We start from the raw sequence: 24,190 nt of genomic DNA on the forward strand, positions 1-24,190 counted from the left end.
GGCCGCATGGTTTGCCCTCCTGCTAGAACTAGTGAAAAAGCAAGGCAAAAGCAGCTTTTTTTCTCGATAAGTTTTCCACAATTTTGTCCCCCCTTAAGGAAAATCGGTGGTCGCGGGGCAGCCTGTTTCCTTCCCTTTTCCGCCCCGGCTCGGTGCCGATTCTTAATTAATTCCACTCATGCTCAAAGATTTTCGCACGGTTTGGGCTGGCTGCTTGCGCAGCATCTCGGCGGAAATCGGCGAACAGAGCTTTCGGACGTGGTTTCAGCCCATCGTGCCCGTGGAGTTGAAGGGCAACGTGCTGACGATTCAGGTGCCAAGCGCGTACTTCTACGACTGGCTGGAGGAGCATTACGTGGACGAGCTGCGCCGGGCGCTGTTTCAGGAGCTGGGCTCCGAAGGCCGCCTCGAATACAGCGTGGTGGTAGACCAGGGCAACGAGCAGACGCCGCCCCGCGCCCTGCACCTGCCCCCGCCCCGCAAGCAGGCTGCTCCCGACCCGCGCGACGCGCCCCAGACCATGCCCACCGCGCCGACGATGGGCAACCCGCTGGCCGGCAGCGCCCGCGCCGGCTCGGCGCGCTACGTGGCCTCGGGCACGGTGCGCACCACGCCGCGCGGCAACAATTTTGGCAACAGCGCCGGCAATGCCGATACCCTGGCTCCGCCCCGCAACCCCTTCGATACGGCCCGGCCGGTGGACGGCAACCTCGTGCCGTCGCAGCTCAACGGCTCGTACACGTTCGATAACTACATCGAGGGCGACTGCAACCGCCTGGCCCGCTCGGCCGGCCTCGCGGTAGCCAACAAGCCCGGCACCACCAGCTTCAACCCGCTGATGGTGTATGGCGGCGTGGGCCTCGGTAAAACGCACTTGGTGCAGGCCATCGGCAACCATATCAAGGCCACCGCGCCCGAGCGGTTCGTGCTCTACGTTTCGGCTGAAAAGTTTACTAACCAGTTCATCGACAGCGTGCAGCGGGCACAGGTGCAGGACTTTGCGAATTTCTATTTGCAGGTCGATGCCCTGATTTTGGACGACGTGCAGTTTCTGGCCAATAAGGGCAAGACGCAGGAAATGTTCTTCCACATCTTCAATCACTTGCACCAGTCGGGCAAGCAGATTGTGATGACCTCCGACCGGCCGCCCAAGGACCTGCAAGGCCTGGAAGACCGCCTGCTGAACCGCTTCAAGTGGGGCCTCACGGCCGATGTGCAAAGCCCTGACTTTGAGACGCGGGTGGCCATCATCCGCAACAAGATGGAACAGGACGGCATCGACATTCCGCCGGACCACGTGGTGGACTACCTCGCCAACTCGGTGCACACCAACGTGCGCGAGCTGGAGGGCGTAATCGCCTCGTTGGTAGCCCAGAGCAGCCTCAGCCGCCGCGACATCGACCTGGAGATGGTGAAGCAGGCCCTGCGCCACATCATTGAGGAAGTGGAAGCCGAGGTGAACCTTGACTTTATTCAGAAGACCGTGGCCGCTTATTTCGGCATTTCGGTGGAGCTTCTCAAGGATAAAACCCGCAAGAAAGAAGTGGTGACGGCCCGGCAAGTTGCCATGTACTTCGCCAAGCACCACACGGCGCACACGCTGAAAACCATCGGTTTCCACTTCGGTGGCCGCGACCATACCACCGTCATGCACTCGGTGCAGACGGTATCAGACTTAGTGGATTCGGACAAGAAATTTCGTGACCAGGTGGACGAGCTGCGGAAAAAATTTGCGAAGAACTAGCGCTCCACAACGGGGAAGTTCAGTAGCATTTCCATAAAAAGAGGACGGGGGTGAAGACGCACATTAGCATCTTCACCCCCGTCCTCTTTTTATGGAAATGCTTGTTTAAGCGGTTGTAGTTGGCGCGACTTCCTGCAAGGGTAGGTTGTACTTGGCGGCAAACGCCCGCACTTGCTCGCGGAAGCGGGTTTTGCGCATTTTGCCTTTCACCTCGCGCAGGTTCAGGGCGTAGATTTCGCCATCTTTCTGGCGTACTCGCAGCACGGCGGGCTTCAATTCGAGCGCCGAGATATTTTCGGCGGCGAATACTTGCTTTGGACGAAACAGGCCATTTTTGTGCACGATGTAGCCGGGCGTGAACTCCAGGTAGCTCTGGGTGCCAAAGATGGGGGCGTTGTTGACCAGCACGTAGCCCAGGTACACGAAGGTGAACACCAGAAATACCCAGTGCAGGAAGTGGTAGTCCTGCGCGCCGTAGTCGCTCCACATCCCAAATAATACGTAGGCGAGCCAAAACAGGCCGATGGCGAGCTGGCCCCAGAACGGGACACGGGAGGTGTTGGCAGGGCGAAGACGGATGCGGGTGGTACCAGTGGGCATAGGGCAAATTTAGGACGAAGTTTTTACTGATTGCGCGTGCTGGCGCAAAGTCTAAATAAGAACGTCATGCTGAGCGCAGCCGAAGCATCTCGCCTGGGGTGGTAAATCTTTTCTTGCGATTGGATTACTACTCCGAGCGAGATGCTTCAGCTGCGCTCAGCATGACATTCCTTATATATTGTCGAGCAAAAACTAGCCGACAAATTTCGCGTCCAGCGTCATTTTGGGTACGGCGCTCAGTGCTTTCGATACGGGGCAGTTGGCCTTGGCGTCTTCGGCGTGCTGCTGGAAGTCCTCGGCTGTGATGTTACCGCCGCTCACGTGGCCTTCGGTGCTCACGTGGATGTGCTCGATGACGGGGTGGCCGTTGTTAGGGTTCATCGTCACGGTGCTGGTCGTGTTGATGGTGTGCACCGTGTGGCCATGCTTGGTGAGCACGCTGGTCAGGTACATGGTGTAGCAGCCGGCGTGGGCCGCGCCGATGAGCTCTTCCGGGTTGGTGCCCTGCTTGCCTTCGAAGCGGCTGCCAACGGAGTAGGGAGCGTTCAGCGTGCCGCTTTCGGTGCTGAGGATGCCGCTGCCTTTGATGTCGCCGGTCCAGGCGGCGGTGCCTTTGTGGTCTGCCATGATGGGGGAGTTGGTGGTTTGGTGGGTTGGTGAAGTAAGCTTTCGCCGACCGGTGTACGGACGGCTACAAAGCCTAACGGCGGCAAGCTACTCAAGTTGCTGAGCGGTGCGTTCGCAAACTCGGCCAACGTACCTTCGCCGCCCCTTCAATGGCGTTTTACTTCGGATTATGGGATTGAAATCGGCCCTGAGCCGGCCGCTGGCGGCCTACGTGGTGCACCGTGACCAGCAGTGGCAGTGCGACCCCGTAGGTACCCAAACGCGACTGCTGACCAAGCTAACGGCCACGGCCGCCGGCACCGCTTTCGGCCGCGCCCACGACCTGGGCGGCGTGCGCACCCCCGCCGACCTGGCCCGGCAGGTGCCTGTGCGCGACTATGAGGCGCTCAAGCCCTGGTTCGACCGTACGCAGGCCGGGGAGGCCGACGTGCTCTGGCCCGGCCAGCCGCTGTACCTGGCCAAAACCAGCGGCACCACCTCCGGCACCAAGTACATTCCGATAACCAAGGAGAGCATCCCGAACCATATCAACGGGGCTAAGGATGCGCTGCTGCACTACATTCATGGCACCGGCCGCAGCCAGTTTCTCGATGGCAAGCTCATATTCCTGTCCGGCTCGCCGGAGCTGGAGCGGCACCACGGCATCCGCACCGGCCGGCTCTCGGGCATTGCCAACCACCACGTGCCGGCCTACCTGCGCCGCAACCAGCTGCCCAGCTACGCCACCAACATCATCGAAGACTGGGAAACCAAGCTGGAACGCATCGTGGACGAAACGCTTGGGCAGCAGATGACCCTGATTTCGGGTATCCCGCCGTGGGTGCAGATGTACTTCGACCGCCTCACGGCCCGCACCGGCCGGCCCATCAAGCACCTGTTTCCCGATTTCAACCTCTTCGTGTACGGCGGCGTCAACTTCGAACCTTACCGCGCCAAGCTCTTCGAGAGCATCGGCCGGCCGGTTGATAGTATTGAACTGTTCCCCGCCTCCGAGGGCTTCCTGGCCTTCCAGGATGAGCCCGGCAACCCGGGCCTGTTGCTGCTCCTGAACAGCGGCATCTTCTTCGAATTTGTGCCCGCCGAGCGGTTCTTCGAGCCCGACGCTCCCCGCCTCACCATTGCCGACGTGGAGTTGGACCAGCAATATGCTGTCATTCTCACCTCCAACGCCGGACTGTGGGCGTACTCGCTCGGCGACACCGTGCGCTTCGTGAGCTTGCGGCCGCACCGCGTGGTGGTCACGGGCCGCATCAAGCACTTCCTCTCGGCTTTCGGCGAGCACGTCATCGGTGAGGAAGTAGAACAGGCTCTGCGCGAAGTCATGGCCCAATCCCTAGAAGTCGAAGTCATCGAATTCACCGTGGCCCCGCTCGTGAGCGACGACCCCGCCACGCCCTCACGCCACGAGTGGCTGGTGGAGTTCGCCCGCCCCCCGCAGGATGCCGCCGCTTTCGCCGCCGCGCTGGATGCTGCCCTGCGCCGCCGCAATTCCTACTACGACGACCTTCGCAAAGGAAATATCCTGGTGCCGCTGCAACTCACGCCGCTACCGGCCGGGGCTTTCCAGCGCTACATGAAAAGCCTGGGCCGCTTAGGCGGGCAGAACAAGGTGCCGCGGCTGGGGAACGACCGGAAGGTGGCGGAGGGGCTGACTAGCGCCGGTTAAAATCCGTAACTTTAGCCATGCTTCGTCTCGATAAAACCGTTACCCGCAAAACAACTTTACACGCCGACCAAAATGCGGAGGACCGGGCTCACTGGCAGAAAATGTCTTTTGCTGAAAAGCGGGAAGTAGTAGAACATCTGCGCCATCAGGCTGAAACTCTTCGGGCCCTCCGTGAACTGGGCCGCCAGCAAGACTTTAGCAGAAACGCAGTTGACTTAACGAATAGTGAGTTGTCACACTGAATGCGATTCGCTTTCGACCTCGATAACACGCTCATCCGTTGTGGCCACGACTTCCCGTTGGAAAATCCCCAACGCCGCATCTGGGCCAAGCTGCTGGGCGGCGAACGGCTTCGGCAAGGAATCAAGCCATTAACCGACCACTGCCGCCAGCATGGCTGGGAAGTATGGGTATACACTACGTCCTACCGCAGCACATGGCACATCCGTAAGCTATTGTGGCTGCACGGCATCCGCTTGGATGGCGTGGTAAACCAGCAGCGGCACGACCGCGAAGCGCGGGTCCGCTGCACCAAGCATCCGCCCAGCTTCGGCATCGACTTGCTGGTTGACGATTCGGAAGGCGTGCGCATTGAGGGCGAGCGGCACGGCTTCCGAGTGTTGGTGGTAGGGCCCGAGGATACGCAGTGGACCGAAAAGGTAAAGGCCGCGCTGGAATCCCACTAACTTAGCCCGATGCCCAAGCTTCTTCTGCTTCTCAAAATCTTTAATACGGTAGCTGGCGGGGTGATTTTTGCCGCCGTAGCATTTCTGGCTTTCGCCTTCTACTTAGGAAACCGAGAAACCCACCAGCTTCTAAAAGAGCATTTGGTAGAAAATTTCTTGCTGCGTTTCGGAGCATTTGTTCTGTTTGGTTTTGCTTTAAGCCTTGTTCCAATCCTTATCAATGTGCTGGTAATTTGGTTTACTCCTCTGCCTTTCATCAATGCGCGCCGGTTCGCACTTAAAGCTGCAACACTGTCTATTATCGGTGCTTTGGTAGGGACGGTAGTTTTCTTTAGCCACTAGACTTTCATGAATTCTGCCAAACCCGCCCTCCACGTCCTCTGCCACGCCTTCATCGAGCAGCGCATCGCCGCCGCCCGCACGGCCATGCAGGCGGCTCAGGAATCGTCCAGTTCCGAAACCAAGAGCAGCGCCGGCGATAAGTATGAAACCGGCCGCGAAATGGCCAATGCCGAGCGCGACCGCAATGCTGCCCACATGCAGCAGGCCCAGCAGCTGCAAGCCGAGCTGGGCCGCATCAGCCCCGACGCTCCGTGCGATACCGTGCGGCCCGGTGCGCTGGCACACACCAGCCTGGGGTTTTTTTACATCAGCATCAGCGCGGGCAAGCTGGAGGGGCACGACGTATTCGCCGTATCGGCCGCCGCGCCGGTGGCGGTGGCGCTGAAGGGGCTGCGGGCCGGGCAGGAAGCCGCGTTCAACGGCAAGGCGGTGCGGGTGCTGGCAGTGGAGTAGGGGCGATTCTGCGCGTCCGCGCGTGAACGATACCTGAACTACCTCCTAACGCCTCCATGCGCGGACTCGCAGAGTCCACGCTACAGCTACTTCCACTCGCCGCCGCCGTCGGCGGGCCTGTCGGCGTCGGGCTTGAGGAGGCGGAACTCGACGCGGCGGTTCACCTTGGCGTCGGCGTCGGTCAGTTCATCTTTCAGCGGCTTGGAAGAGCCGTAGCCGAAGCTCTCGATGCGGTTGGGCGCGAGCTTACCCTTGCGCTCGATGTAGCGGCGGATTTCCTCGGCGCGGTCTTGCGAGAGCTTCTCGTTCACGTCGGGGTCGCCGCTGGTGTCGGTGTGGCCCGAGATGCTGAGCCGGAACGTGGGGTGGTCGACCAGAAACAGCGAAATGCGGTCCAGCGTGGTGTGCATATTAGATAGCACCGTGGCCTTGCCCTGCTCAAACTCCAGGTTCTTGAAAATCAGCGGCAGCTTGTAGTTGATGCTGTTTGTGAGCAGCGTCATCACCGTGTCGCCTTTCAGCGCAAACTGCTTCTCCACTGAGAAAAAGTCGTTGCTCTGAATCAGCATGGCGTAGTGCGAGCCCTCAATCAGCTCAAAGTCGAACGTGCCGTCGGGCCGGATGAACTTGCTGGCCACCTCAATGCCGTTGTCGGTATCGATGATGCTCACAATGCCCTTCAGCGGCTTGCTGCTCACCGAGTCGATGAGCGTGCCCTCCACTTTAGTAGTGGCCAGCGGCTGGGCCTCCATCGGCAGCGGGAAGGAATAGAGGTCGAGGTTGTTGATTTCCTGGGCCTCGGAGCGAGCGTAGTAGAGGTTCTTGCTTTCGCGGTCGATGGTGAAGTAGTACTCCGAACCTTTACCGTTCACCAACGGGCCAATGTTGCGCGGCTCCTGCCAGCGGCCGCCCACGCGGTAGGTTTTATAAATGTCGAAATCGCCGAAATTCAGTAGCTGCCCGCGCGAGCTGAAGTACAGCACGTGGTAGAGCGGGTGGTAAAACGGGCTCACCTCGTTCTCCCGGGTATTAATAACCGGCCCGATGTTCTCGGCCGGGCTCCACTGCCCGTTGCGCAGCTTGCGGGTGTAGTAGATATCGGACAGCCCGAAGCCGCCCAACCGGTCGGAGGCAAAATATAGCGTGTCCTCATTCTGCGAAAGCGTGGGCTGCGAGTCCCAGGCCGGCGAATTCACCTGGTTGCCCAGCGACTTGGGCGTGCTCCACTTCCCGTCCTTACCCCGCGTGGCTGTGAACAGGTCGCAATTGCCGTGGCAGGTGGCGCACTCGCAGCGGGCGAAGAAAATGGTGCGGCCGTCCTTGCTCAGGCACGCCGAGCCCTCGTTGTTGGGCGAGTTGATGGGCTTGGGCAGCGGCTCGGCATCGCTCCAGCTCACGCCTTCCTTGCGCGAGGTGTACAGGTCCTCGTCTACCACGCCGGTGAGGCCACGGCGCTTGCGCTTGCTGCTGAAGATGATGAGCGAGTCGTTGCCGGCCAGCGCCGGGCCGTAGTCGGGGGCCTTGCTGTTGATGGCGTCGCCCATGCTCGTGTACACGCCCTTGGGCGGGTGAAACGTGTTGAGGTTCTTGCGGTACTCCACCAGGTCATAGTACGTTTTCAGGGGCACGTACAAGGCCTGATTTTTCTGTTCCAGCGAGTCGTAGTAGAGCTGAATGCGTTTGATGTCGCTGCGGCTGTGCTTGAGGGCCAGGCGGTAGTAGGCCTTGGCTTTCACCGTCTGGCTGTCGCGCTCCAGCAGCTGGCCCAGCCGCCAGAGCATGTCGGTATTCCTGGCAAAGTTGGTGGGCCCGAACCGGGCCACGTAGCTTTCCAGCAGCACCCGGGTCTGGTGGTACTGGCGGCGGCGCTCGGTCTTGGCAATGGCGCGCAGGGCCTTTTTATCCTCAAAATAGGGGTAACGGTTAATGTCTACGAAGTCGGGCGTACCATCGGGCCGCAGGCGCAGCTTGCGGCTCGTGCGGCTGTTAAGGCCGCGCACGCGGTAGGTGCCGGCTGGGCTGGTCGGCCGGGCTGCGGGCGCGGGCTTCGTAGTCTTATTGGCAGGCACGGCCGCCGCTTTTTTGGGCGCGGCGGAGGCCCCGCCGCTGGTGGTATCGGCTGAGGGCGAGGCGGCGGCCGGAATGCGTTTGGTGGGCCGACGCTGGGCCTGCGCACTGGGCACGGTCGCGAGCCAGCCGGCCGTGCTCAACAGCAGCAATAGGAGGCAACGACGTACTAATGCCGACAAGAGTAGAGTTTTGGACATAGAATAGTGCGCAAGTTGCCAACAAATTAGGGAATTAGCCAAAGCGACGCGTTGGCCGCCCGGTCCAATGCGCCGCTTTGGCGGTTCTGGCCCCCTGGCACGGCCCTTGACGCACAAACGCGCCGCCAACGTGTATCTTGTAGCCTCCTACCCGGAGGACTGTAAGCTGCCAATCTGGCACCTGTGGCCCACGCTTCTGCTTCATTCCCGTTCATGCATTTGGCAACTTCCTATTCATCCGCTAAAGCGTCGTTTCGGACGCTTGGCAACACTAATTCTCAGCCCGAAGCCATTGCCATTATGGCCGCCGACCCCGACCACCTCCTGCGTAGCGACGATGCGCCGCCCACGCTGCCCCTACTGCCCGTGCGCAACACCGTGCTGTTTCCAGGTGTGGTGCTGCCCGTGACCGTAACGCGCAAGAAAAGCGTGAAGCTGGTGCGCAAAGCCTATGCCGCTGACAAGCTGCTCGGCGTGGTAGCCCAGCTCAACCCCGACGCCGACGAGCCGACCACCGACGAACTACATCCCGTGGGCACCCTGGCCCGCATCCTGAAGCTGTTGGAGCAGCCCGACGGTCAGATTACCATTATTTTGCAGGGGCAGGTACGCTTCAGCATTGAGGAGCAGCTGAGCTTCGCGCCCCTCACGGCCCGCGTCAGCTATTTCTCGGAAGTGGCGCTGAACCCCGAAATTCCCGGCGAGTTTGGCCTTTTGCAGGCCCTGCGCGAGGCTGCGGCCAAAGTGCTGGAACTCACGCCCGAGATTCCGATGGAAGCCCGGGCCATGCTCGACGGTATTCAGTCGCCGGCTTTCCTCACGCACTTTTTGTCGAGCAATGTGCAGCTCGACCTGCCCGCCAAGCAAAAGCTGCTGAACCTGGCCGACCCCGAACAGCAGGCCCGCTTGCTGCTCGAAGCCCTGCTGAGCCAGGCCGAGCTGCTCGAAATTAAACAGGACATTCGCTCTAAAACCCATACCGGGATAGATGCCCAGCAGCGCGAGTACTTCCTGCGCCAGCAGCTCAAAACCCTGCAGGATGAGTTGGGCCAGGACGGCCCCGACGAGGACGTGCACCGCCTGCGGGCCCGCGCCGAAACCAAGAAATGGCCCGAAGCCGTGGCGCTCCACTTCAAGAAGGAAATGGAGAAGCTGGCCCGTACCAACCCCATGGCTCCCGACTATTCGGTGAGCATAAACTACGTTGAGTTTCTGCTCGATTTACCCTGGGGCGAATACACCAAGGATAAATTCAACCTCAAGCAGACCAAAAAAATCCTCGACGCCGACCACTTCGGCATCGAGAAAGTGAAGGAGCGGATTCTGGAGTACATCGCCGTGCTCAAGCTGAAGCAGGACCTGAAAGCGCCAATTCTGTGCCTGTACGGCCCGCCCGGCGTGGGCAAAACCAGCCTGGGCCGCAGCATTGCCAACGCCATGGGCCGCAAGTACATCCGGATGAGCCTGGGCGGCGTGCGCGACGAAGCCGAGATTCGCGGGCACCGCAAAACCTACGTGGGGGCCATGCCCGGCCGCATCATTGCCCAGATTAAGAAGTCGGGCAGCTCGAACCCGGTCATCATCCTCGATGAGATTGACAAGGTGAGCTCGGACTTCCGCGGCGACCCCAGCTCGGCCCTGCTCGAAGTGCTGGACCCTGAGCAAAACGCCACCTTCACCGATAACTATCTGGAGGTGGAATACGACCTGAGCAAGGTCCTGTTCATTGCCACGGCCAACTCGCTCGACACCATCCAGCCCGCCCTGCGCGACCGCATGGAAATCATCGACCTCACCGGCTACACCCAGGAGGAAAAGGTGCAAATTGCCCGCAAGCACCTCTGGCCCAAGCAACTGAAGGAGCACGGCCTGGGTGAAGCCGAGGTGAAAATCACCGATGCCGCCCTGCACCGCGTGGCCGACGACTACACCCGGGAATCGGGCGTGCGCGGCTTGGAGCGCAAGCTGGCCGCCGTGACCCGCAACCTGGCCCGCCGCAAGGCCGGTAAAGAGCCCCTCCCCGCCGTGATGGAGCCCGCTGAAATTCGCAAAATTCTCGGCGCGGCCATTTTCGACCGCGACCAGTACCAGGACAACGATACTGCCGGCGTGGTAACGGGCCTGGCCTGGACCAGCGTGGGCGGCGACATTCTCTTCGTGGAAAGTCTACTGAGCCGGGGGCGCGGCAAGCTCACGCTGAGCGGCCAGCTGGGCGATGTGATGAAAGAGTCGGCCATTACGGCGCTGTCCTACCTGCGCTCGCGCGCCGATGAGATTGGCATCGATTACCGCCTGTTCGAGCAATACGACCTGCATATTCACTTCCCCGAGGGAGCCGTGCCCAAGGACGGCCCCAGCGCGGGCATCGCCATTTTTACCAGCATGGCCTCGGCCTTCACCCAGCGCCGGGTGCGCCCGCGCTTGGCCATGACCGGCGAAATCACCCTGCGCGGCAAGGTGCTGCCCGTGGGCGGCATCAAGGAAAAGCTGCTGGCCGCCCGCCGCGCCGGCATGAAGGACATCATCCTTTGCCCCAAAAACCGCAAGGACATCGAGGAAATCCAGGAGGACTACCTCAAAGGTCTCACCATTCACTATGCCGACCGCGTGGACGACGTGCTTCGCGTGGCCCTGCTCGATGAGTTGGTGCCGCACCCACAAAAGCTGCCCGTGCGCGACGAGCCCGTGCCATTGCCCGGCCCCAGCGTGGAGGTGCAGTAAAGAACCCGATTGCTCGTCCCAAGCGACCATTTACCCGTTCGGAACGAGTAAATGGTCGCTCTGGGGTACTTTTTGACCATGCAGGTGCGTTGGGAGCGGCAGGAGGCCCTTCTTCTCGCTTATCTTAGATTAATGAAGCACTTTTCCGCTTGTCGCGTCGCTGGTTTTGGCCTGTTGTTGGGAGTATTGGGCGCCCGGCCCCTTGCCGCGCAGCAGCTGGGTGGGCGCACCGTATTTCCATTCCTGGACTTGCCTACCGGCGCCCAGCAGGCGGCTCTGGGCGGCATGAACGTGTCGGCCCGCAACAACGACCCCACCATGCTGTTTGCCAACCCGGCGCTGTTGAATCCGGAAATGGATGGCCGCCTGGCTCTGAGCTACGTGGCCTACGTGGCCGATATCAAGCAGAGCACCGCCGCCTACGTCTTCAATACCCAGAAGTACGGGCGCTTTGGCGTGGGCGTCACCTACCTCAGCTACGGCAACTTCGAGAGCTACGACGCGGCCGGCAACAGCCTCGGCACGTTTGGCGTGAACGAGTACACCGTGGGCGTATCGGACTCCTACACCAAAGGCAAATTCACCTTCGGGGCCACCACCAAGCTAGCCGTATCCAGCATCGCCGGCAGTCGCTCGCTGGCCGGCGTGGGCGATGCCGGCGTGGTCTACAAGCATCCCACCACGGATTTTACGGCCGGCCTGGCCGTGAAAAACGTGGGCTACCAATTCTCGCCCTACCCCGGCACCGAGCGTGGTCCCCTGCCGCTCGATGTACAGCTTGGGGCTACCATCAAGCCCGAGCACATGCCGGTGCGCTTCTCGCTCACGGCCCATCACTTGCAGCAGTGGAACATTCAGTACCTCGACCCCAACGCCCGCGGCCAGCTCGATGCCAGCGGCAACGAGAAGAAAGCCACCAGAAGCTTCGGCGATAACCTGGCTCGGCACTTCACCGCCAGTGCTGCCCTGGTGCTGGGCAAGGGCTTGAACCTCCGCGTGGGCTACAACCACCTTATGCGCCGCGAGCTGCGCCTCGACAACACCAGCGGCAGCGCCGGCCTCAGCTTTGGCGTGATGCTTAAGATTAGCACCTTCCAGATTGATTACACGCACGCCACCTTGCAGGCGGCTGGTTCCAGTGAGTATTTCACGTTGTCGCGCAATCTGGATTCGCTGTTTAAGCGGAAGGAATAGTCGCACCGCACTGTTTCTGATTTGAAAAGAACTGTCATCCTGAGCGTAGTGAAGGACCTTATTACCGTAGAACTGTTTGCAGTAATCAAAACGGTGCAAGCGCGATAAGGTCCTTCGCTTCGCTCAGGATGACAGTTCTTTTGCCCCCAACCCATCTATCCACTTACCCACCCCATGCTCAACGACACCTTTCTGACCCCGGCCCAAATCGTGGCCGAGCTTGATAAGTACATCATCGGCCAGCACGAGGCTAAGCGCCACGTGGCCATCGCCCTGCGCAACCGCTGGCGCCGTCTGCACGCTCCAGCCGACATGCAGGCCGAAATAGTGCCCAACAACATCCTCATGATTGGGGCTACCGGCGTGGGCAAAACCGAAATTGCCCGCCGTCTGGCTCACCTCGCCGATGCCCCCTTCGTGAAAGTAGAGGCCAGCAAGTTCACCGAAGTCGGCTACGTGGGCCGCGACGTGGAAAGCATGGTGCGCGACCTCGCTGAGCAAAGCGTGAGCCGCGTGAAAGCCCGCCGCCAGGAAGCTGTGAAAGCCCAGGCCGCCGACGCGGTGGAAGAGCTGATTCTCGATGCCCTCATTCCGGCCATCAGCCAGCCTGCCGGGGCCAAAACCGGCGTCGGCTTCGGCAGTGGGGGAGGGGACGACATGCCGCAGTCCGACGCCGAGCTCAACGAGCGCACCCGCGAGCGGTTTCGCCAGAAAATCAAAAACGGCGAGCTCGAAGACCGCAAAATCGAAATTCAGGTGGCGCAGGCCGGCCCCAGCGTGGGCATTATGGGCACCCCTCCCGGCATGGACGAAGGTACCCTTTCCGGCCTGCAGGACATGCTGGGCAACATGATGCCCAAGAAAACCCGCAAGCGCAAAGTGACCGTGGCCGAAGCCCGAAAGCTCCTCCTCGACGAAGAGGCCGCCAAGCTCATCGACATGGACGACGTGAAGGATGAAGCCATCCGACAGTGCGAAAACGCCGGCATCATCTTTATTGATGAAATCGACAAAGTAGCCAGCAGCGGCGGCAAAAGCGGCGGCGGCGGTCCCGACGTGAGCCGCCAGGGCGTGCAGCGCGACCTGCTGCCCATCGTGGAAGGCTCGGCGGTGAGCACCAAGTACGGCATCGTCAACACCGACCATATCCTGTTCATCGCTGCCGGCGCGTTCCACGTCAGCAAGCCCAGCGACCTTATTCCCGAACTCCAGGGCCGCTTCCCCATCCGCGTGGAGCTGCAAAGCCTGACCAAGCACGACTTCTTCCGTATCCTCAAAGACCCCAAAAATGCCCTGACCAAGCAGTATGAGGCCTTGCTGAAAGCCGAAGAGGTAGCCCTCACCTTCGACGATGCCGCCCTGGAGCGCCTCGCTGAAATTGCCTCCGAAGTCAATGCCGAGGTCGAGAACATCGGAGCCCGCCGCCTGCACACCGTCATGAGTCGTCTGCTCAACGATATTCTCTACGACGTGCCCGACAAGATTGGCCCGAACGCGCACATCCAAATCACTGCCGCCTTGGTCGACGAGCGCCTGAGCGACATGGTGAAGAACCGGGATTTGAGCCAGTATATTCTGTAGGTGAGAGCAAAAAGGAAAATAAAAAACCCCGACCAATTTGGCTTGTCCTTACCCAAAACTTTTGCAAAGCGCCGGCCAGTAGGCCGGCGCTTTTTTTTGCGTGTATGTCTTGTCCGGCTATATGTTGACACTTTTCCGAAAGATGTCATGCAAAACCCCTCTGAGCCGCGCGTGCGGCGTAGTCAACGTGACTACAGTTTGCCCTTTAAGCTGGCCGTGGTGGGCGAAGTCGGCCGCGGCGAGCTGAGCTACAAACAAGCCCAACGGCGCTACGGCATCCAGGGCCGCAGCACGGTCCTGACCTGGTGCCGGCGCTACGCCAGCCAGTTCGTGACTTTTCAGGCTGCCGGGCCCATTTCCCCCGGCACCGCCCCCGCCGTGGACCCGACCCCGGAACAGCGCATCAAGCAGCTCGAAACGCAGTTGCGCGAGCAAAAGCGCTTGGCTGCCAGAGAACTAAAAGATGCCCAGGACCTGAATTTGTTGCTGCGCACGATACTGCAAGTGGTGGTGGAGGACCACGGCATCCCGTTGCCAAAAAAGTCTCTCCGGCGGCCGTTCGCCGCCTGGGGACCGAAAAAACCTTGAGCACGCAGCGCAGTTGCCAGCTCTACGGCGTGAGCCGCCAGGGCCTCTACCAACGCCGCCAGCGTCAGGCCCGGCAGACGGTGCGCGCCGAGCAGGTCTTGGTGCAGGTGCGGGCCGTGCGCACCCAGCTGCCGCGCCTGGGCACGCGCAAGCTGCGGCATAAAATCCACCCCGCTGCTGCGGGCGCAGGGCGTCGCCTGCGGGCGCGATGCCTTGTTCACCCTGCTGCGCCAACACGGGCTCTTGATTGCCCCCAAACGCAGCTACACGAAAACGACCGACTCGCACCACCGCTTCCACTGCCACCCCAACCTGGTCAAGGACGCGCCCAAGCCCACGGCTCCCAACCAACTATGGGTCAGTGACATCACCTGCCTGCCCACCCGGCAGGGCACGGTCTACCTGAGCTTGGTCACCGACGCGTTTTCCCGGCGCATCGTCGGCCACCACGTCCACGCCAGCTTGCACACGGCCGGCTGCCTGGCCGCCCTGGACCGGGCCGTGCGCGGGGCCGGCCGGGCCGCCACCGACTGCATCCACCATTCCGACCGCGGCAGCCAGTACGCCTCCGATGCCTACCAAGCGGCCCTGAAAAAAGCCAGGCTGCGCTGCTCGATGACCGACGGCTACGATTGCTACCAGAACGCGCTGGCCGAACGGGTCAACGGCATTTTAAAAGATGAATTCCTCTTTGTGCTGCCCGACGACGGGGCCCAGGCCCGCTTGCTGGTCGACTAGGCCGTGCACCTCTACAACGAGGAGCGCCCCCACCTGGCTCTAAACTATTTAACCCCCAACCAAGTCCATCTGCAAGCAAAAAGCCCCGCCGGAAAATCCAAGCGGGGCCCTTGCCTTATTCCTGTCAACAAATAGCCGGACGAGACAGTAGAGGGTAGCTTGCGAGCATGAGTATTTCGACGGACTTTGGGGACGCGTCGCAGTGGGCGCACACGCACTTTGGTGAGGTAGGGCTGGGCGACGTGCGCCGCAACCGGCGCGTGGTGAGGCTGGCGGCCGGCTGGGCGCGGGAGCCGGGGGCGACGATTCCGCGCCTGAGCCAGGGGCAGGCCTACGCCGGCAAAGCCGCCTACCAGTTGCTGGGCCACGCGCAGACGACCCCAGAGGCGCTGCAAGCCCATCACCGACAGGTCGTTACCAGGCAGCTGCAGGCCCCCGGCACCTACCTGCTGGTCGAGGACACGACGGAGTTGAGCTGGCCCGGGGCCGCCGAGCGCCGGGCGGGCCTCGGGCCGGTGGGGCCGGGCAAAGCCTATAGCCAGGGCGTGCTGCTGCACTCGCTGGTGGCCGCCGCCTGGCCCGCCACCGACCCCGACCCGGTGGCCAAACGGCCGGCCCTGCCACTGCTGGGCCTGCTGGACCAGCAATACCATGTGCGCCAGCCCGTGCCCGACGCCGAAAAAGCGCACCCGAACGGCGGTTCCCGCCCGCGCCAGGGCCGCGTACGCGAGTCGGCCCTGTGGGGGCAGCGCCTGCGGGCGGTCGGCAGTCCGCCGCCGGGCACGCGCTGGGTGGTCGTGGCCGACCGCGGGGCCGACATCTACGAGCACTTGCAGCAGTGCCAAGCCCAGGGGCTGGGCTGTGGTGCGGGCCGCCCAGAACCGGGCCCTGGTGGCCGGGGCGGACAAAACGGCCGCCGGCCGCCTCTTCGAGCAGGCGCGGGCCCAACCCAGCGCCGGCACCTTTGCCCTGGCCCTGCGCGGGCGGCCCCGCCAGCCGGCACGCGCGGTGGTGTTGCAGGTAAGTTTCAGCCCGGCCCTGGCCCTGCGGGCCCCGCAGCGGCCGGGCGGGGCCACGGGAAAGGGAGCGCCCGTGCCCGCCAGCGTGGTGCGGGTCTGGGAAGAAACAGGACCCGGGGCAGCCCCCGGCCTGGAGTGGCTCTTGCTCTGCGACCAGCCCGTCACGGACTTCGCCCAAGCCCTGACCTGCGCCCGCCAGTACGCCAGTCGCTGGCTGATTGAGGACTTTCACAAAGCCCTGAAAACGGGCCTGGGGGCCGAAAAGCTGCAGCTGCAAACGGCGGCCCGGCTCTTCGCCGCCGTGGCCCTGCTGAGTGTAGTGGCCCTGGCCCTGGTGGACTTACGCGAGAAAAGCCGGCTCGAGCCGGACTTGCCCGCTGAAGCGGCCGGCCTGACGGCCATCGAGTTGCGGGTGTTGCGCCACCAAAGCCACCGCCCCCTGGATACAGTGCGCGCCGTATACCTAGCCTTGGCCGCGCTGGGTGGGCACCTGGGCCGCAAAGGGGACGGCCCACCCGGCTGGCAAACCCTCTGGCTCGGCCGCCGGAGCCTGCGCCTGCTCGTGGAGGGCGTGAACATGGCGGCGCAACTGCTTGATGAATAACAGACAAAAAAGCACCGACCTGCCGGCCGGTGCTTTTTGAGTTTTGGGTAAGGACAAGACCAATTTGGCCGGGGTTTTTTATTATGGGTAAAAACGAGGGCTTAGTAGCCTTTGTTCTGCGCCAAGTTAGGGTTCTGCTGCGTGTCGACTAGCGGAATTGGGAAAATGGCTTTGTCATCGCCATAGTTAATCCGGCTCGAGTTACGCTTATTGCGCATCAGGTCGTAGTAGCGGTGGCCTTCGAAAGCCAACTCCAGGCGCCGCTCAAACAGGATGGCATCAACCAAAGCCTGCTTGGTGAGGAAATTGGCAATGGTGAAGCTGGGGTAGGCAGGAATGAGTGGTAGCGAACGACGACGCACCGTGTTCAGCAAGGCAATAGCATCGGTGTTGATTCCAGCATCGGCTTGAGCCAAGCCTTCGGCACGGTTTAGCAGCACTTCCGAGTAACGGGTAATCGGCACGTAGTCAAAAGAAGCGTTGTTGTACTTTAGCGTGAAAACGTTGACTGCAGCAGTAGCTGGGAACGCAGGCGGGTCGAGCAACAGCGTGCGGCGACGGTCCTTGCTGCGGAACTGAGTAGAGTCAATCCGGGCATAAGGCGTGACCGAAATGTCGGCTCGGCGCAGGCGGGCGTAATGCTGGCCCAGGGCGTTGTTGGTGTTGGGGTTGTCAGCAGAGTTCATGGCTACCGAGAAGATGGACTCGGAAGTCTGATAGCTGATGGCGTTGAACGGCGTGGCTGGGCTGGCGTTGAGGGTGTGGCGGGCCCCGGTGATAACCGTGTTGGCCATTGCGGCGGCTTCAGCGTACTGGCCTTTGTAGAGGTACACACGCGACAGCAGGGTACGGGCAGCATCTTTGGTGGCGCGGCCGGTTTTATCAAAAGCCGTTGTGTAGGTCTCCGGCAGGCCGGCAATGGCGTCGTTCAAATCTTGCTCAATCTGCGTATACACCTGCTTCACCGTGGAGCGGGCCAGATTCTGGCTCGCGTCGAAGGCGGTGCTGGCGTCGGGAGCCGTGAGTTGCAGCGGCACCCCAGGGTGCGAGGCATCAGCCGTGAAGACGTAGGGCTGTGCGAACAGATTCACCAGATTGAAGTACACCAAACCGCGGATAAACTTGGCTTCAGCAGTGTACTGCGCTTCCAGAGCGGGCGTGGTTTTACCGGTATTCTTCACAATTTGCTGCAGGAAATAGTTGGCACCGTACAGCGTGCGGTAGCCACCAGTCCAAGCATTCTGAGCAATACCGTCGTTGGGCTGCTGGTTGAAGGTCGATACGGTGCCGAAGAAGCCCGCGGGGTTGGTGTCGTCGCTCCGTACGTCGCCGTAGATGAGGGCCCGGCCGCCGAGGAATTCGGCGTTCTGCAGCTGGTCGTACATACCCACGGCCGATTTGGCAATGCGGTCGGGGTTAGCAAAAGCATCCGTATCGGTCAGTGCGGTGGGCGGGTCCTGGGTCAGAACGTCGCAGCTGGCAGCCGAAGCGAGTATCAAAGCGCCGAGGGCGGCTTGACGCAATTTAGTGTTGTGAAACATATCTAGAGAGGAGAGAAGCAAAGATTAAATTCCTACGTTCAGGCCGAAGGTGAAGCTACGAACCGGGGGCACCGAGCGACCGTCGACGCCGTAGGCGATGTTTGCACCGCGGTTGGTGTTTACCTCGGGGTCCAAGCCTTTGTAGCCAGTGAAGTTGTAGGCGTTCTGCACCAGCGAGTACACGCGCAGGCTGTTCAGGCCCAGGCGTTTAATGAGCGGCTCGGGTAGGTTATAGCCCAGGCTCAACTGACGAACACGCAGGAAGTCACCTTTTTCCAACCACCGGGTCGAAGCTTGGGTTGAAATGACATCGCGTAGTACCAACTTCTGAATATCGGTCTGCTGACCAGGGGTGGTCCAACGGTCCTTGATTTCCTCTTCATTGTTCTGGAGGCTGTTGCTAAGCAAGGCCTGCCGGTAGCCGTTATAAATCATGTTGCCGCCGCTGTACTGCAGGAAGATGCCCAACTCTAGGCCTTTGAAGGCAAACGTGTTGTCGAAGCCGCCATAGAAGGTGGGGTAACCCGTTTTGTTCGTGTATTTGAAGTCAGCCGTGGTGATTGCCGTCGTCACGTCGCCCGAAGCGGTGAGCCAGCGGCCCTGCGTAGCACCGGAATTAGTGGTGAAAGCTGCGTCGTATTGCTTGATGTTGCCATCCTTGTCTAAGAACTGGGCATTGCCGTTGGCGGGGTTCACCCCAGCCCATCGGGGCAGGAAGTAAATGGCCAGGCTGCTGCCGAGGCTTGCGCGTTGGTTAACCGATATAATGTCGTTCGGGGTAGCCAGCTCCGTTACGCGGTTCTTGAGGATGGTGCCGTTGATGTTTGAACTCCAGGTGAAGCCATTATCGAGGCGCACGTTCACCGTGTTCAGGGTCAACTCCACGCCGCGGTTGTACATCGAACCCACGTTGCGGTTTACCGAAGCATTGGGAATACCCGTGGTGCGAAGCACTGGTGCTGCCAGCAGCAGGCCGCTCACATCGTTGTTGAAGAAGTCGAACGTTACGTTTACGCGGTTGCCCAACAACGCAGCGTCGAAGCCGATGTCCAGCTTTTTTGAAGTCTCCCATTGCAAGCCAGGGTTGCCAACCTGCGAAATGCTGAAGCCGTTCACGTCGGCGTACTGGCCACCGCCGATGAGGGTACGCGAAGCGTATGCGGCAGTTTGTGGGTTCTGGTTTACCTGGGCATTACCAACCAGGCCGTAGCTGGCCCGTACCTTGAAGTCGTTGATGGCCGTGATGTTCTTCATGAAGCTTTCCTGCGACACGCGCCAGCCCACCGAGCCGCCGGGAAAATACCCGCGCTGGTTGTTGGCGCCAAAGCTCGAAGCCGCATCAGCCCGCAGCGTGAACGAAGCATAGTAGCGGTTATCGAAGTTGTAGTTTGTGCTGCCGAAGTACGATTGGAAGCCCGAGTTGAACTCCGTGCCGCCACCCGTTAGCGTGCCCGAATAGAGGCCGTCGAGAATAGCCTGGAACTTGTTGTCCGAGAAGTCGTTGGCAACGCTGTAAATACGCTTGGCACGGTTCTCCTGATATTCAATACCGGCAGTTAAGCCAATCGTATGCTTCTCGTTGAACGTACGGTCGTAGTTGGCGTAGTTCTGCCAGTTGTACTGGGTGAGGGTAGTGTTGTAGTCCTGCACAAGGCCCGAGCCCACCTGACGGCCGAGACCACCCAGGATGGGGCTGTTGTACTGGTCTTCGAAGTTGTTAGTGTAGTCGATACCGTACTTGGTTGTCAGGCGCAGGCCACTTACAGGCTCAACCGTAAAGTAGCCATTGCCCAAAATACGTTGTGAGGTGTTATCGTTGCGGTTTTCGCGCAGAGTACCTGGAATGTGGAAGTAGGCGTTGGGCGCATAAGTGCTTGGAATGGCGTTGTTGCCGTTGCCCAGGTTGCCCAGCGTGTTGAGGTAGTATGTCCCATTAGAGTTGTAGGCCGGTACGTTAGGGGGAGCCGTGTAGCCTGACACGGTCGCACCGGCAAGCGCGTTCTCGCCGTTGATACCTTGGTTGTAGGTTTTGGCGTAGCTCAGACTCACGCCACTCTTCAACCATTTCTTAGGAGTTAGGTCCAGGTTCATTCGTCCCGAACCACGACGCAGACGGTTGCTGATAATAATGCCTTTCTGGTCGTTCCAGTCGCCCGAGCCGTAGTACGAGGCAAACTCGTTGCCGCCCGATAGCGCCACTTGATAGTTCTGCTGGGTACCGCGCTGGAAAATCTCTTTAATCCAGTCGGTGCGGTCGGGTTGGCCGTCGCCGTTCACGTCGATATTGGCCGCAATGCCACCGGCGGGAATGCTGGTGTTGCCTACGTTTCCGGGAGCCCCCACGCTGCCAGCGCGGGCGTTAGCGGCCTTTTCGTTGGAGATGGTATTAAAGTCGTCTCCATTGAGAACCCTGGGGGTTCTAACAGCATCCTGGAAACCGTAGAAGGAGTTAAAGGCGACACGGTTCTGGCCCGATTTGCCACGCTTGGTAGTGATAACTAACACGCCATTGGCGGCACGTGAGCCGTAGATGGCTGCGGCCGAGGCATCTTTCAATACATCTACTGACGCTATATCGTTAGGGTTGATATCGGCCAAAGGATTGTAGCGGGCACCAAGGACGTTGGCTTGGTCCGAACTGTTCAGCGGAACACCGTCGAGTACAATTAGAGGCTGCGAACTGCCCGAGATGGAGCTTGCGCCGCGAATGCGAATCACGGCTTGGTCACCCAAGGTGCCGCTGGTTGTGTTGATGTTCACACCGGCCATACGGCCCTGCAAGGCTTGGTCAACGCTGACCACAGGCTGAAGCAATAGTTTCTCTTCTTTAACCTGCGCAATGGAACCCGTGATGTCTTTCACATCCTGCGAGCCGCCGTAGCCGGTTACTACCACTTCGCTCAGCTGCTTCACGTCGAGCACCAATGAAATCGCAATGGTGGATTCGCTGCCTGCGGGACGTTCTTGGCTAATGTAGCCTACCGAGCTGAAGGTGATGGTGGCACCCGACTCGGGTATGCTGAGGGTGTAGCCACCGTCCGAGTTGGTCGAAGCACCATTGGTCGTGCCTTTCACCAGCACCGTCACGCCGGGTAAGCCCTCGTTAGTTTTTCGGTCAGTTACCCGTCCGGAGATGCTGCGCGTCTGGGCAAACGCTCCGTTGAGAAGGGTAAACATGAGCACCAAGCTCATGAGTATGATTTTTTTCATATTAAAGAAAAGAAATGGATAAGAGAGTTTGATGGAGAAACTGTGAAGGTGGGATTTCACTGTCAAAAATAGTTCAGGAACACCAGATTTTGATGAATTTGTCAACGAATCTATTTAGTGATTGAAAAAAGACCTCCAAATGAAGCGAATTAGAAAATCAACAAAAAGTTCAAATAAGACTGAAAATGCAGGTGCGGCGCTCCATTTTTCATCCTTCAATGGAAGTCCTGCTCTATGGAATCATCCGCACGTGAATAGTGCCCTAGCGGATTACCCACCGGCGCGGCCGGCCGATTGGTCTCGATAATTTACTTAGGACTTACGCAAAAAGCAGGGTTGGTTTGATTAATTCATGTCGCATATACTCATCCAAAAACGCTTGTTTGAGTTGATATACCGTCTGTTGGGTCTGGTAGGCGGCTTGTTTAAGCCGGGTCCAGGCCCGCACGGCCAGGGCGATGTGGTTGCGCTGGCTGCGGGCCAGCCGGCACTGGCAGGCCTGCACGCCGGTGAGTTGCTTGAGTTCGCGGTGAAACTGCTCAATCGTCCAGCGGACGCTGCTTTCTTGTTCGGCAGCGGCCGTGTCGCGGGGCTCGGCCTCGTTGGTCACGAGGTAGTCCGTCCGGTGGGTGGACACCAGTACGCGGAAAAGTTTCAGTTTGCAGTCTTTGGGCATCCCTTTTACTTTCAGTACTTTGCCTCGTTCCACTTCCGTGGCCGACCAGATGAGCAGCGCCACCGGCTGGTAGGGCTGCCGGCCGCCGGAGTCGTCGACGAGGCGGTTGCTTTTCAGCGGGCAGTAGAACGTTTTGCCTTCGGCCAGCAGCCACTTGAACAGGGCCGTGGTGGCGTACCAGCTGTCCATCAGAACCGTACGGTAGGCAACACCGCGCGGGGCCAGCTGGCCCAGCATGTCGGCCACGTGGTCGAGCTTGGTCTTGCCGTCCACGTCGGGGGCGAAGAGGCGGTAGTCAATGAGCCAGAACTGGTCGGTATCGGGGTTGACGTACACGCAATTGACCAGGCCGATGCCGGCAATCACGCCGTGGGCGTTGCCGCTGTACTGGCGACGGACCAGTTCGATGCGCCGGCTGTGGTGCTTGTCGAGCACCGTGTCGTCGAACAAGACGTAGCCCCGGGCGCTGAGCACCACCTGCGGGCGCACCTGCTGCCAGAGCTGGCGTGGCGTGAAATGGTGGGTCTTGAGAAAGTAGGCCACGTTGTCGTGGGTGAGCCCGTCCAGGTGGTCGGCCAGGTACGTGCCCGTATAGTTCACCTGGCTGCTCACCAGAAACTGCCCGTAGAGTTGCGCCGTCACTTTCATGGCTTTTCCTTTCAAGTTACACCTTTTGCGTAAGTCCTATTACTGATGTTACGCACGGAGTAAGGTGAGTTGATGGTACATGGCTTTCAGGCCGACGGTATAGAGTTGGGCTTTAAGGCGAAAATGGCCGATGCCGCATTTGAGCTTGAGCACCTCCAGTTTGGTGTAGGCCAGCACGGCGGCGAAGAAGTGCGTGGCTTGCGTGGTCAGGGTTTTGGTGGGTGATTTTGCCATCGAGGCGTTCTGTTTGAGCGACTTGTGGTATTCTTCCACACAAAAAGCTTGATGCGCTTTTCCACCGTCTCTGGTAAATCGTGGTCAACCGGGCCTGGTCCAGGTCGGTGTCGCTGCTGACCAGATACAAAATACCCCGGCTCCCGTCTTGGTTTGTAAAGACTTGTCTGGTTACGAGCACCGCCTCTTGAACGGACCGCAAATAGACGCGCAAGGGCTGCGTATCGGCAAACACCAGCGACTGCACGGGTTGGAACTGGCCCTGCGCGCGGTCGGCTTCGCTCAGGGCCACGGTGCGGCTGCTTTCGAGGGCAAAAAGAAAGTGATGGCCCAGGGCCCGCACCAGGGTCATGTTCTCGGCCGAGGCGTACCAACTGTCGGCCAGCAAGTAGCGGTAGGCCACCTGTTGCTGGGCTACGCGGAGCATCTGCTGCAAATACTCATTCTTGGTGAACGGGCTCTGATAACTCGTTTTCTGCGTCTTGGGCTGGTAGACGGGCACGGTTTTGCGCACCAGCTCGACGGCGATGGGCAGGGCCAAGTCGGCGGCCTGGTAGAGCAGGCTGACGAAGTTCAGGCCCTTGACGTAGCGCTGCTGGCTGTGGTCCCAATGGGTGCAAATCAGCTCGTTGGCGTCAGTGTGCGCCTTTTCCAGCACCGAATCGTCCACGATGAGCACGGCAAACTCTTCGGTCGGCCGCTGGGCTTCGGCCTGCCGAATCAGGGGCTTGGCCTGCCGCCAGATGTCGGCCGGGCCGTAGGTGGTCTGGCTCAGCCAGCGCGTGATGTGGTCGTGGCTCAACGCCCCGTCCAGCAGCCGCGATAAGCCCGTGGCCGTCGTCGGACCCGTCGAACTCAGCAAATAATCCGTGTACAGGTCCAGCGTGCAAGTCATCATAAGCTACTAAACGGGCTAAGATGCCCAACGACTGCGTAACATCAGTAATTTAATTGGCCTAGCCCTTTAATACCCAAGGTAAATACGGAGCCTGTTTAGGGTTTCTCATCAGGGGGTATTTTACGCAGCAAAAGGACCGCAAAAGCCAGAAAA

The 24,190-nt window shown here is 60.3% G+C and carries 16 protein-coding genes and 3 pseudogenes; 12 read left to right on the plus strand and 7 right to left on the minus strand.

Annotation, left to right across the window (positions count from 1 at the left end):
• Positions 1-178 precede the first annotated feature (178 nt).
• Entirely contained in the window at positions 179-1,744 is a 1,566-nt protein-coding gene (gene dnaA / locus IEW17_RS16075) for a chromosomal replication initiator protein DnaA (RefSeq protein ID WP_188563083.1), read from the plus strand.
• Between the two features lie 105 nt (positions 1,745-1,849).
• Here dnaA and IEW17_RS16080 read toward each other — a convergent pair whose 3' ends face one another.
• On the minus strand, positions 1,850-2,344 hold the full coding sequence (locus IEW17_RS16080; protein ID WP_188563084.1) for a hypothetical protein: 495 nt from the start codon (positions 2,342-2,344) through the stop codon (positions 1,850-1,852).
• Positions 2,345-2,536: 192 nt separating this feature from the next.
• Positions 2,537-2,971, minus strand: a complete 435-nt coding sequence (locus IEW17_RS16085) for an OsmC family peroxiredoxin (RefSeq protein ID WP_188563085.1) — start codon at positions 2,969-2,971, stop codon at positions 2,537-2,539.
• Positions 2,972-3,140: 169 nt separating this feature from the next.
• Here IEW17_RS16085 and IEW17_RS16090 point away from each other — a divergent pair, with 169 nt between their 5' ends.
• Genes IEW17_RS16090 through IEW17_RS16110 form a run of 5 tightly spaced genes read left to right on the plus strand, consistent with a single transcriptional unit; the run spans position 3,141 to position 6,118 of the window.
• Positions 3,141-4,637, plus strand: a complete 1,497-nt coding sequence (locus tag IEW17_RS16090; RefSeq protein WP_188563086.1) for a GH3 family acyl-acid amido synthetase — start codon at positions 3,141-3,143, stop codon at positions 4,635-4,637.
• 17 nt (positions 4,638-4,654) lie between these two features.
• A complete protein-coding gene (locus IEW17_RS16095) occupies positions 4,655-4,879 on the plus strand; it encodes a hypothetical protein (protein WP_188563087.1) in 225 nt (74 codons plus the stop codon).
• Entirely contained in the window at positions 4,880-5,323 is a 444-nt protein-coding gene (locus IEW17_RS16100; RefSeq protein WP_188563088.1) for a hypothetical protein, read from the plus strand.
• Between the two features lie 9 nt (positions 5,324-5,332).
• A complete protein-coding gene (locus tag IEW17_RS16105; protein ID WP_188563089.1) occupies positions 5,333-5,665 on the plus strand; it encodes a hypothetical protein in 333 nt (110 codons plus the stop codon).
• Between the two features lie 6 nt (positions 5,666-5,671).
• A complete protein-coding gene (locus IEW17_RS16110) occupies positions 5,672-6,118 on the plus strand; it encodes a 3-oxoacyl-ACP synthase (RefSeq protein ID WP_188563090.1) in 447 nt (148 codons plus the stop codon).
• Between the two features lie 86 nt (positions 6,119-6,204).
• On the opposite strand, the gene IEW17_RS16115 is transcribed toward IEW17_RS16110, so the two are convergent.
• Positions 6,205-8,385: an OmpA family protein gene (locus tag IEW17_RS16115; protein WP_188563091.1), complete on the minus strand. Its 2,181-nt coding sequence runs from the start codon at positions 8,383-8,385 to the stop codon at positions 6,205-6,207.
• Between the two features lie 300 nt (positions 8,386-8,685).
• On the opposite strand from IEW17_RS16115, the gene lon reads away from it, so the two are divergent.
• The 6 genes and pseudogenes from lon to IEW17_RS21025 all read left to right on the plus strand — a co-directional run bounded on the left by lon (position 8,686) and on the right by IEW17_RS21025 (position 16,830).
• Positions 8,686-11,106 carry an endopeptidase La gene (gene lon / locus IEW17_RS16120; protein WP_188563099.1) on the plus strand — a complete coding sequence of 807 codons (2,421 nt, stop codon included), beginning with the start codon at positions 8,686-8,688 and terminating at the stop codon, positions 11,104-11,106.
• Positions 11,107-11,238: 132 nt separating this feature from the next.
• Positions 11,239-12,300 carry a type IX secretion system protein PorQ gene (gene porQ / locus IEW17_RS16125; RefSeq protein ID WP_188563092.1) on the plus strand — a complete coding sequence of 354 codons (1,062 nt, stop codon included), beginning with the start codon at positions 11,239-11,241 and terminating at the stop codon, positions 12,298-12,300.
• A 174-nt stretch (positions 12,301-12,474) separates the two neighbouring features.
• The gene (gene hslU, locus IEW17_RS16130; protein ID WP_188563093.1) at positions 12,475-13,881 is read left to right on the plus strand and encodes an ATP-dependent protease ATPase subunit HslU; all 1,407 of its coding nucleotides are present in this window, start codon (positions 12,475-12,477) and stop codon (positions 13,879-13,881) included.
• Positions 13,882-14,028: 147 nt separating this feature from the next.
• Positions 14,029-15,342, plus strand: a pseudogene (locus tag IEW17_RS16135) (IS3 family transposase).
• A 32-nt stretch (positions 15,343-15,374) separates the two neighbouring features.
• A pseudogene (locus IEW17_RS21020) lies at positions 15,375-15,569 on the plus strand (IS4/Tn5 family transposase DNA-binding protein); the annotation flags it as partial.
• 289 nt (positions 15,570-15,858) lie between these two features.
• Positions 15,859-16,830 (plus strand): IS4 family transposase, encoded by a 972-nt coding sequence (locus IEW17_RS21025; protein WP_229749060.1) that lies wholly within the window; start codon positions 15,859-15,861, stop codon positions 16,828-16,830.
• A 101-nt stretch (positions 16,831-16,931) separates the two neighbouring features.
• Here the strand turns inward: IEW17_RS21025 and IEW17_RS16150 are convergent, their stop codons facing one another.
• The 4 genes and pseudogenes from IEW17_RS16150 to IEW17_RS16165 form a co-directional block, all read right to left on the minus strand.
• The gene (locus IEW17_RS16150) at positions 16,932-18,371 is read right to left on the minus strand and encodes a RagB/SusD family nutrient uptake outer membrane protein (RefSeq protein WP_188563095.1); all 1,440 of its coding nucleotides are present in this window, start codon (positions 18,369-18,371) and stop codon (positions 16,932-16,934) included.
• A 24-nt stretch (positions 18,372-18,395) separates the two neighbouring features.
• Positions 18,396-21,581, minus strand: a complete 3,186-nt coding sequence (locus tag IEW17_RS16155; RefSeq protein ID WP_188563096.1) for a SusC/RagA family TonB-linked outer membrane protein — start codon at positions 21,579-21,581, stop codon at positions 18,396-18,398.
• A gap of 319 nt (positions 21,582-21,900) precedes the next feature.
• On the minus strand, positions 21,901-22,905 hold the full coding sequence (locus IEW17_RS16160; RefSeq protein WP_188563097.1) for an IS701 family transposase: 1,005 nt from the start codon (positions 22,903-22,905) through the stop codon (positions 21,901-21,903).
• 48 nt (positions 22,906-22,953) lie between these two features.
• Positions 22,954-24,037, minus strand: a pseudogene (locus IEW17_RS16165) (IS701 family transposase).
• Positions 24,038-24,190 lie beyond the last annotated feature (153 nt).

It is taken from the genome of Hymenobacter frigidus, from assembly GCF_014640435.1.
GTDB classification, from domain to species: domain Bacteria; phylum Bacteroidota; class Bacteroidia; order Cytophagales; family Hymenobacteraceae; genus Hymenobacter; species Hymenobacter frigidus.